General features: G+C 35.6%; 10 protein-coding genes. 6 read left to right on the top strand and 4 right to left on the bottom strand.

Translation table 11 applies throughout. The annotated features are described in order from the left end of the window. Positions 1-83: 83 nt before the first annotated feature. Together ABS916_RS03860 and ABS916_RS03855 are read right to left on the bottom strand one after the other, a co-directional pair. Positions 84-836, bottom strand: coding sequence for an NAD-dependent epimerase/dehydratase family protein (locus ABS916_RS03860; protein WP_350450656.1), 753 nt, complete (start codon positions 834-836; stop codon positions 84-86). 85 nt (positions 837-921) lie between these two features. Further along, positions 922-1,119 (bottom strand): CsbD family protein, encoded by a 198-nt coding sequence (locus tag ABS916_RS03855; protein WP_035020045.1) that lies wholly within the window; start codon positions 1,117-1,119, stop codon positions 922-924. 257 nt (positions 1,120-1,376) lie between these two features. On the opposite strand from ABS916_RS03855, the gene tsaB reads away from it, so the two are divergent. Genes tsaB through tsaD form a run of 4 tightly spaced genes read left to right on the top strand, consistent with a single transcriptional unit; the run spans position 1,377 to position 4,211 of the window. Next, on the top strand, positions 1,377-2,099 hold the full coding sequence (tsaB, locus tag ABS916_RS03850; RefSeq protein ID WP_350450655.1) for a tRNA (adenosine(37)-N6)-threonylcarbamoyltransferase complex dimerization subunit type 1 TsaB: 723 nt from the start codon (positions 1,377-1,379) through the stop codon (positions 2,097-2,099). After that, a complete protein-coding gene (gene rimI, locus ABS916_RS03845; RefSeq protein WP_350450654.1) occupies positions 2,083-2,661 on the top strand; it encodes a ribosomal protein S18-alanine N-acetyltransferase in 579 nt (192 codons plus the stop codon). The genes tsaB and rimI (ABS916_RS03845) overlap by 17 nt, the downstream gene beginning before the upstream one ends. Positions 2,662-2,672: 11 nt before the next feature. Next, positions 2,673-3,143 carry a ribosomal protein S18-alanine N-acetyltransferase gene (rimI, locus tag ABS916_RS03840; protein ID WP_350450653.1) on the top strand — a complete coding sequence of 157 codons (471 nt, stop codon included), beginning with the start codon at positions 2,673-2,675 and terminating at the stop codon, positions 3,141-3,143. 48 nt (positions 3,144-3,191) lie between these two features. Beyond that, positions 3,192-4,211, top strand: a complete 1,020-nt coding sequence (gene tsaD, locus ABS916_RS03835; protein WP_350450652.1) for a tRNA (adenosine(37)-N6)-threonylcarbamoyltransferase complex transferase subunit TsaD — start codon at positions 3,192-3,194, stop codon at positions 4,209-4,211. 848 nt (positions 4,212-5,059) lie between these two features. Here the strand turns inward: tsaD and ABS916_RS03830 are convergent. After that, positions 5,060-7,006 carry an ABC-F family ATP-binding cassette domain-containing protein gene (locus tag ABS916_RS03830; RefSeq protein WP_350450651.1) on the bottom strand — a complete coding sequence of 649 codons (1,947 nt, stop codon included), beginning with the start codon at positions 7,004-7,006 and terminating at the stop codon, positions 5,060-5,062. Positions 7,007-7,323: 317 nt separating this feature from the next. On the opposite strand from ABS916_RS03830, the gene ABS916_RS03825 reads away from it, so the two are divergent. Beyond that, positions 7,324-7,965, top strand: a complete 642-nt coding sequence (locus tag ABS916_RS03825; protein ID WP_350450650.1) for a redox-sensing transcriptional repressor Rex — start codon at positions 7,324-7,326, stop codon at positions 7,963-7,965. 259 nt (positions 7,966-8,224) lie between these two features. Here the strand turns inward: ABS916_RS03825 and ABS916_RS03820 are convergent, their stop codons facing one another. Beyond that, positions 8,225-8,875, bottom strand: coding sequence for a CPBP family intramembrane glutamic endopeptidase (locus ABS916_RS03820; protein ID WP_350450649.1), 651 nt, complete (start codon positions 8,873-8,875; stop codon positions 8,225-8,227). Between the two features lie 348 nt (positions 8,876-9,223). Here ABS916_RS03820 and groES point away from each other — a divergent pair, with 348 nt between their 5' ends. Next, positions 9,224-9,508, top strand: coding sequence for a co-chaperone GroES (gene groES, locus ABS916_RS03815; protein WP_013711397.1), 285 nt, complete (start codon positions 9,224-9,226; stop codon positions 9,506-9,508). Positions 9,509-9,550 lie beyond the last annotated feature (42 nt).

Genomic DNA, 9,550 nt, shown 5'->3' with positions numbered 1-9,550 from the left:
TAGCTCTTGCGAATTTATTCGCATTAGAGATAAGGTATGCGTTAGAAGATTCGGGTCTAAACGCTTTTTATCCCATTCTTTTTTTATTCATCTTTTGTAAAGTAACCGAGTAGTTTAAAACCGTCATCCTGTGGTTGGTAGCCAATATCAACGCGAGCTTGGTCAATATCTAAACGTGGGAAAGTATTGTTCGAGATACCATTAACCAGTAAGAAAGGTTCTTTCAGTGTTGCAGTTAAACAACAGTCTACAAGATGACACATATCTTTGCCTGATAAGTAATTGGACATGGCATCCGGTGTAGCTAATGCAGGCAAGTCATCGCCTTTAAAATCTCCAATTCGAAGGCCAATCGATTCTAGCCCGGCTGTAAAAGCGTAATGGCTGGCTAAACCTTCTAGATAGACTTTAGACACCCCATACAAATCAGCAGGACGTACGGGATCGTTTGTAGCGACTTGTACATTTTGCGGATAAGCATCAACAGCATGGATCGAACTAGCAAAAATAATCCGTTTGATGGATTCATTTTTGGAAGCTTCTAAGTAAAGATTATGTGGAATCTTATAATTTAAATCTAAAAGACTATCATAAAATTCTGCGTCAGGGCTAGGATCTCCAGCTAATTGAATGACGTAATCTACTCCATTTAATAGACCATTCCAGTTATCTAAAACGGATAAATCTAACTCTTTTGTAATGGTACCATCTACAAGTTCTTTATCTGAATCTGAAAAATCGATATCTACTAAAGTTAACTTATGGTTCTTTTTAAGATGAGTTGTTAAGACTTCTCCAATGGTTCCCGTTGCACCAGTGATTAGGATATTAGCCATATTATAATCTCCTTAGTAAAAAATAAGTTAAGTTAAAAAGAGCACCACGTTAGCAGTACTCTTTAGGGGGAAACAAGGTTAAAGGTTACTTGTTGTTCTTGTCATCTAAGTCGCTTTTCACTTTGCCGACCTTTTTTTGAACTTCGCCTTTGGCTTTTTGAGCTTTACCTTCAGCTTGTTTGCTATGGTCGTTTGTAGCATCACCGTAAGAATCTTTGGCTTCTCCAACGACTTTGTCTTTAATACCTTTTGCTTTATCTTTCATTCCGTTATCTTTTTCCATGTTCAATTCCTCCTATGAAACTAGATTTTTTGACAGTGAACCTATTATCTAACTAAAATTTTAGGTGTAAACTCAAAAATTTTGGAGATGAGATAATAACTATCTTTTACATAAAGAAGCATAACTTCTTGTAAATAAAAAATCAACTAATACGCTTTCAGGTTAGTTTACAAAAATAAGGAATTTAAGTTTTTATAAGATATGTGCTAAAATAAAATTAGAATAAATGGCCTAGTCATATAAAAGGGAGTCGTCTCATGAAAGTATTGGCAATAGACACTTCTAATCAAGCAATGAGTATTGCAGTGTTAGATGGAGAAAGAATTATAGGAGAAATGACTACAACTATTAAACGGAATCATAGTGAGCGTTTGATGCCTGCTATTGATGAGTTAATGAATGATGTTCAATGGAAACCTAGTGAACTAGATCGAATAGTGGTTGCTAAAGGGCCGGGTTCTTACACGGGTCTGAGAATTGGTGTAACGATTGCTAAAACGTTAGCGTGGACTTTGGGTGTTGAATTAGTTGGTATTTCTAGTTTGAAAACACTAGCAGGAAATTGTGAGTCCTCAACACACTATCTTGTTCCTTTATTTGATGCTCGTCGTAAAAATATTTATACCGGTTTATACCAATGGCAAAATGGAAAATTGGTTCAAATTGAACCCGATACACATATTTCAGCAGAATTATGGGCTGAGCATTTAAGTAAAAGAGAAGGCACATTTGAATTAATTGGAGAAGACCGCTCTTTATATACAGATACATTTGAACAGCATTTAACGAACCGGGTGTTTGAAGCGCCATTAAAAGATCATCTGCCAAAAGCTGGTGTTTTAGGTTTATTAGGGATAAAGGAAGAACCTGTAGATGCACACATGTTCACGCCTGACTATTTGAAACTAGCAGAAGCGGAGGAAAATTGGCGTAAAGAGCATCCAGATCAACTGGAGGAAGCCTATGTTGAAAAAATTTAAGCAGTGGTTTATTAATGAGGATGTTATTACGCTTACTAATCAAATGGGTTCCAATAAAAAGTTGGCGAAACGAGCACAACTTGAAAATAAAATCTTTCAGTTGGATGATGGCTCTCTTTTGCAAGCTTCAATTGGATCAGAAACTGATATTTCCGATATTTTAAAAATAGAAACACTTTGTTACAATGGAAAAACACCGTGGAATAAAAAAGCATTAGAACACGAAATCAAAACAAATACTCGCTCTATTTACTTAATTGTTCGAAAATCTAACCAAGCAATCGGCTTTATAGGCGCTTGGTTAGTAGATGAAGAAGCTCATGTAACAAATGTAGCTGTCATTCCAGCTCATCAAAAACAAGGAATTGCTACTTTTTTGATTTCGGAATTGCAAACAATTTCCCAACATGAAGGCATGAAAAGAATGAGTTTAGAGGTTCGCGTTTCAAATGAAACTGCACAACGTTTGTACAGTAAAATTGGTTTTGAAAAAGGGAAGATAAAAAAAGCATACTATACCGGTGACCGAGAAGATGCACTGGAAATGAGTAAGCCGTTATGAGGAACTGAACAATGGATAATTATTCAAATGAAAAGACCGTTTTTTTATTTAATCAAAGTAGGGATTTAACAGCACATGAATTGTTTCAATTGGCTGAAAGCAGTTATCCTAATGGGAGCCCTTGGCCTGTTGAATCGTATAAAAGTGAATTAGCAGGATCCCATAACAAATACGGAATAGCTTTGAAAAAAGCAGAGAAAGTTGGGTTTATAGGGTATACTCAACTTTTTGATGAGGTAGAAATCACCACATTTGGGATTCTAAAACCTTTTAAAAATCAAGGAATCGGTCAATCCTTTTTAAGTGCATTTATCAAACAGTTAAAAGTTGAAGAAATCAAAACAGTCTTTTTAGAAGTTCGAGAGCAGAATAAAGTTGCGATTGCTGTATATGAAAGAGCAGGTTTTGAAACAATCTCGCTGCGTAAAAATTATTACCATGACCCTGTTGATCATGCCTTGATCATGCAGCTGAAGATTTAAAAACAGAGACATAGGTTGAATAGATTCTAGTACAGAAAGAGTGAAAGCATGACTATAAAGAGAAATCTAATTTTAGCAATTGAATCAAGTTGTGATGAAACCAGTGTGGCTGTGGTTGAAGATGGGACGATTGTCCATTCAAATATTGTTGCTTCACAAATAAAAAGCCACATGCGTTTTGGTGGAGTGGTGCCTGAAATCGCTAGTCGACATCATGTTGAACAGATTACCCAATGCATAGAGGAAGCGATGACTGAAGCAGACGTTAGTTATGAGGATCTATCAGCAGTAGCTGTTACACAAGGACCAGGATTAGTTGGTGCACTATTAATTGGGGTTAACGCTGCAAAGGCTATTGCTTTTGCGCACAGATTACCGTTGATTGCGGTTAACCATATGGCAGGCCACATTTATGCCAATCGTTTGATTAAACCGCTTGTGTTTCCACTCTTAGCATTAGTTGTTAGCGGGGGACATACTGAACTGGTTTATATGAAAGAAGATGGGGACTACACAATTATTGGTGAAACAAGAGATGATGCAGCAGGAGAAGCATATGACAAAATCGGTCGCGTATTAGGATTGCCTTATCCTGGCGGGAAAAAGATAGACGAGATGGCTCATCTTGGAGAAGACACTTATCATTTCCCAAGAGCTATGTTGAAAGAAGATAACTATGATTTTAGTTTTAGTGGATTAAAAAGTTCTTTTATCAATACTGTTCATAATGCCAATCAAAAAGGAGAACCGCTAAATAATATAAATTTAGCTGCTAGTTTTCAGGCAAGTGTGATTGAAGTTTTAGTTTCAAAAACGCTAAGAGCTGCTAAAGAATTTAAGGTGAAGCAATTAGTTTTGGCAGGAGGAGTAGCGGCAAATAAAGGGTTGCGTGATACGCTTACGAAAGTAATGGCTGAAGAATTGCCGGATGTAGAATTGATTATTCCACCATTGTCGCTGTGTGGAGATAATGCAGCTATGATTGGAGCGGCCGCTTCAATTCAGTATCAAAAAGATCATTTTACGGATTATGCGTTGAATGCTAAACCAGGATTAACTTTTAACTAGGACTGGTATAAAATTACGTGAGGAAATAAACAGTCCTAAAGCAAAGTAAAAAAGAGCATCGTTAAATGATTTTGGCGTTTAAAAAATTTCTTCTGGAATGAACGGATTTGCTTGTATAGAGCCATGGCACACCTGAAGCATTTTATCTTCGGGCTCTCAAGCCTCAAAAAGAACATAATTGCTAATGCTCTTCATGGCTACAAGCAACCCCTATTCCTTCAGAAATTTTTACTAAGCGTAGTTATTATTTTAACAACAATGAGAATCATAGCACTCAAAAAAGGATCTTCATCAAATACTATAGATAAGTATACTGAAAAAAGTCAAAGCGGATGTTGATGCTTTGACTTTTTTTAGTATACCATTCTTCCCGAATAGACGTGTGTGATTGTCGAAAGCCATGGGATCCGCTACCAATCCTCAACCGGCAGCGTCTGTCATCCTTTTCATAACTACAAGCAACCATGATTCTTCCAGAAATCCCAATGAATTCAGGATTGAAATCGCTGACTCTTATGCAAAAGGTGAACTTCTTTTACCTCACATTCCAATCTGTTTTCAGTTCCTATTATGAGCTAGAGCTCTCCTATCTAAAAAAGTGCTCCCATTCTTGAGGTCACTTACGAGATAGGGCTCGTCTAAGTGGTAAAACAGCGCCTCTTTTGCATGAGTTTGTGAGGTAGGCTTCTTTTACCTCACAGTCCACTCTGTTTTTAGTTGCTATTTATGAGGGAGAACGCTCTTACTTTATAAATAACCCGCTCAAAAAGGTTTAGGTGCCCATTCATCCACATCAAAAATTATACAGCCAAAAAAGAGTGAGACAAAAGTCCCACCCTTTTTTGATTTTATTGTAATTCTTCTACTTGTAAACTTTTTTCTTCCCATTCACTCACTAAACTGTCTAGTTTTTCTTGAGCAACATTAATTTCTGTGTTCAGTTCCTGTACACGTAAATGATCACCAAATACTTCTGGATCAATTAATTGTGTTTCGCAGTTTGTAATAATCGTTTCAAGTTCATCCATTTCTACTTCGATTGTTTCAATACGACGTGTCAATTGTCGAAGGACCTTTTGTTCAGCCTTATTGATTTCACGATTTCCTTTGACTGTTGGAATAGCTTCAACCTTGGACGTATCAGCGGTCTTCGCTTCGGCCAATAAACGTAACTCTTCTTGCTCTGCTTTTTTTGCAAGGTAATAGTCGTAATCACCTAAATAAAGGGTACTACCGTTTTCAGAGAGTTCGATGATCGTTGTTGCAATTCGGTTGATAAAATAGCGGTCATGAGAAACGAATAGGAGCGTTCCATCAAAATCAATTAATGCATTTTCTAAAACCTCTTTACTATCGATATCCAAATGGTTTGTTGGTTCATCTAACATTAGAAAATTGTTTTTATTCATCGCCAGCTTAGCTAAAGCCAAACGTGCTTTTTCTCCTCCACTTAGTGAAGAGACCGATTTTTCTACATCGGCACCAGAAAATAAGAAACTACCTAAAATGGAGCGAATATCTTTTTCAGGAGTAGTCGGATGTTCATCCCAGAGTTCAGCCAATACAGATTTTGTTGAATTTAAATCGGATTGTTCTTGGTCATAATAACCCAATAATATATTTGTTCCTAAGTGCTTTTCGCCTTGAATCAAAGGAAGTTGTCCAATTAAGGATTTTAATAAAGTTGATTTTCCAATCCCGTTTGGTCCCACTAAAGCAATCGAATCGTATTTTCGAACATCTAATTCAATAGGACTAGATAAAATAGTATCATCGTATCCAATGGCACCATTAGCCAAAGTTAAGACAACATTTCCACTTTCTTTCTCTGATTTGAAAGAGAAGCGAGCAGATTTTTCATCTCCTTGAGGTTTATCAATCCGGTCCATTTTTTCTAGTTGCTTCCGTCGGCTTTGTGCGCGCTTAGTTGTTGAAGCACGGACTAAATTGCGGCTGACAAAGTCTTCTAGTTTTGCTATTTCCCCTTGTTGTTTTTCAAATTCTTTCCATTCTTGTTCAAGTTGAGCAGCTTTTAAGTCCAAGTATTTCGAGTAATTTCCTTTGTAATGAGAGATTTTTTGTCGACTGATCTCATAAACTTCATTGACTACTTTATCTAGAAAGTAACGGTCATGAGAGACAATCAGTAGTGCTCCAGTATAAGCCTGTAAATAATTTTCTAACCAACTCAACGTTTCGATATCTAAATGGTTTGTAGGCTCATCAAGAATCAGTAAGTCTTTCTTCTCTAATAACAATTTGGCTAAAGCTAATCGTGTTTTTTGTCCACCAGAAAGTTGGCTGATGTGTTTGGAATAATCGTCTTCGTAAAAACGAAAGCCATGCAAGACAGAACGAATCTCAGCTTGATAACTAAATCCATTTTCTTCACGGAAGCGATTTTGAAGGTGATCATAGCGGTTTAAAGTTGACTTGTAGAGTTCTTCATTAGAAAGTAATGCAGGATCTCCGAGTTGTTGTTCAATTGTACGCATGTCTTTTTCGAGTTGAATAACCGGTTCAAAGACGGTTAACATTTCATCCCAAATGCTTTTTTCAGAAGATAAACCAGTGTTTTGAGCTAAATAGCCAATAGTCACTTGTTTTCCTTTAACGATCTTCCCAGCATCAGGTTGCTCGATATCCGCAATCATTTTTAAAAGTGTTGATTTTCCGGTACCGTTTCTACCCACTAATGCAATGCGTGAGTTTTCTTGAATCTCTAAATAAATATTTTCAAATAACACATCTGCTCCAAAATAACGGGCAACATGTTGCGCTTGTAATAGAATCATAGTTTTGGTCCTCATTTCATCATTCTCAATAATAGTTTAGCACATATCGAGGGCGAGGGAAATTACAATCCAAGAAAAGCTAACTTTTCAGAAGTGGCTTCACAATCTTTCTTGTGAATTTTAATAAGATAATAAATTGAGAGCAAAAGGTTGTTACTATTTTTTTGAAATTAGTGGTAGTATTAAAACTAAAAAATGATATAATAAGAACGTTCACTATAAAAAGATTGTGAAGAAAAAGATATAACGATTTGCTTGTGAAATGAAACAACAAATCAACCAAGAAAGTAGACTAATGACTGATGGAGGAAAAAAGAATGGTAGAGAAGAAAATACCCAATGCAACGGCTAGGCGATTGCCGATATATTATCGCTATTTGCGATTCTTACATGATTCCGGAAAAGTACGTGTTTCTTCAACTGAATTGAGTGACGCTATCAAAGTGGATAGTGCAACAATTCGAAGAGACTTCTCTTATTTTGGTGCTTTAGGAAAAAGAGGATACGGATACGATGTTGAAGATTTAATGAATTTCTTTAGCAAAACACTTAAACAAGACCGATTAACCAATGTTGCCTTAATCGGAGTAGGGAATTTAGGACATGCCTTATTGAATTACAACTTCCATCAAAGCAACAACATGCGAATAAGTGCAGCTTTTGATATAAATGAAGAAATTGTTGGCACTATTTTAAGTGGTGTTCCTATTTATCATATGGATGATATGGTTGAACAATTGAAAATTCAACAGATAGAAATTGTCATTATCACTATTCCATCAGATGTAGCACAAGCAACAGTAGAACGCTTAGTTGAAGCAAATGTAAGAGGAATTTTGAATTTTACTCCTATTAGAATATCTGTACCAGACAATGTGAGAGTTCAAAACGTTGATCTGACAAATGAACTGCAAACATTGATTTATTTCTTAGATCATTACAAACCTGAAAATGCGTAAAAAAAAAGAATCCAAACCGTTTATGGTTTGGGTCCTTTTTTTATTTTAAAGTAAACTTCAAGTATTTTTGAAGCTCTAACGAAATAACTTGTAGAAAAAACGACATAGAGGACAGAAAAAAATGTCCAACCTGAGTTCCCCACAGAATCAATCGCAAACCAGATGAATACTCCTGACATCAAGTAAGTAAAAACAATTTGCATTATAAAATTACGTTTATTTATCAAATGAAAATTCCTTTCTAACACTTAGCACGTACTTATATGAAATTTACTAATATAACTACTGTGTTCATAATAATATGGGTGATAATAGGAGTGGCAATATTTTTAGTTTTACTATATAGAAAACAAAAGACAAAAGCCATAGCTGAGTACAATAAAATGTGTCCATCAAAATGCATGAAAGCAAAGATAAGAGAACTGATCACCGCTGCGCCTATTCCACCCGTGAGATCATATAAAAAACCAAAAATAACTTTTCTGAAGACAAATTCTTCCATGATTGGTCCCATAATAGAGACAACAATTATGTAAATTGGATAATTGTCAACGAACACAAGTATATTTTGAGTATTAACGGAGTCTATTGGAATCCCTAATAGTAAAGTTTCAATTAAGTTTGCCATGTATTGAGCGAAAAGAACCAGAGGGATCCCGGCGATACCCCAATAAATAATACTCTTTCTAGGTAATGATGGACTCAAAGTCAAAGAATTTCGTATGGTAGATTTTCGATTCAGTAAAAGCATAACTACTGCACCTAAAGTAAAACTAAAAACCGTCCCATAAACGGAAGCTTCAGTCTGTAAATTTTTTGGAGCTAGGGAAATAATGATGGCCGGTAAAAATTGAGCAATTAAATAAAATAATATAATTAAAATCGATGTGTGACTCGTAAGTTTCTTCATATGATTAAGACCTTCTTTTTTCAAGATAGCGTACGCTTATTGATACACAGTTTAGTAAATAGCAACCACAGCATCCAATAGAAAACTTTTCTAATAAAGAAGTCGGCTCTATTCTATGTAAACTGAAATAACTTCGTTTTTCAGTATAACATAAAAGGGGTAAAAAGGGGTATAACAATAGATGGCACCAAATCATATACATTAAACCAATAACCACTTAAACAGGAATAGAAATCAAGGTGAAAATTCTTGCAATCTTTTTTATATTTGTTATTATAAAGAAGTAGTTTAGCACTTGATATGTTTGAGTGCTAAAAATGAAGAAATAATTTAGATGGAGGGATTTACGTGTTAAAACCATTAGGAGATCGTGTCATCATTGAAGTTGCTAAAGAAGAAGAAAAAACAATCAGTGGTATTGTTTTACCAGGTTCAGCTCAGGAAAAACCTCAAACAGGTTCTGTAATAGCTGTTGGGGAAGGTCGCGTTTTAGAAAACGGATCGACATTGGCTTTGTCCGTTAAAGTAGGCGACACTGTGTTATTTGAAAAATACGCTGGAACAGAAGTGAAGTATGACGGAAAAGAATATTTAGTGGTAAAAGAGCACGATATCGTTGCAGTTATAGATTAATCAGATAAATAAAAACAAATGAACAAACTAAATGGATGAGGT

This window comes from Carnobacterium sp. (assembly GCF_040274945.1).
GTDB lineage: Bacteria > Bacillota > Bacilli > Lactobacillales > Carnobacteriaceae > Carnobacterium_B.
This window is presented reverse-complemented; position numbering and strand designations above follow the sequence as displayed.

Excerpts from the sequence above, each read along its gene's own strand:
- ABS916_RS03825 (WP_350450650.1), top strand. The coding sequence starts at position 7,324 with ATGGTAGAGAAGAAAATACCCAATGCAACGGCTAGGCGATTGCCGATA.
- tsaD (WP_350450652.1), top strand. The coding sequence starts at position 3,192 with ATGACTATAAAGAGAAATCTAATTTTAGCAATTGAATCAAGTTGTGAT.
- ABS916_RS03830 (WP_350450651.1), bottom strand. The coding sequence starts at position 7,006 with ATGATTCTATTACAAGCGCAACATGTTGCCCGTTATTTTGGAGCAGAT.
- ABS916_RS03855 (WP_035020045.1), bottom strand. The coding sequence starts at position 1,119 with ATGGAAAAAGATAACGGAATGAAAGATAAAGCAAAAGGTATTAAAGAC.
- rimI (WP_350450653.1), top strand. The coding sequence starts at position 2,673 with ATGGATAATTATTCAAATGAAAAGACCGTTTTTTTATTTAATCAAAGT.
- ABS916_RS03820 (WP_350450649.1), bottom strand. The coding sequence starts at position 8,875 with ATGAAGAAACTTACGAGTCACACATCGATTTTAATTATATTATTTTAT.
- ABS916_RS03860 (WP_350450656.1), bottom strand. The coding sequence starts at position 836 with ATGGCTAATATCCTAATCACTGGTGCAACGGGAACCATTGGAGAAGTC.
- rimI (WP_350450654.1), top strand. The coding sequence starts at position 2,083 with ATGTTGAAAAAATTTAAGCAGTGGTTTATTAATGAGGATGTTATTACG.
- tsaB (WP_350450655.1), top strand. The coding sequence starts at position 1,377 with ATGAAAGTATTGGCAATAGACACTTCTAATCAAGCAATGAGTATTGCA.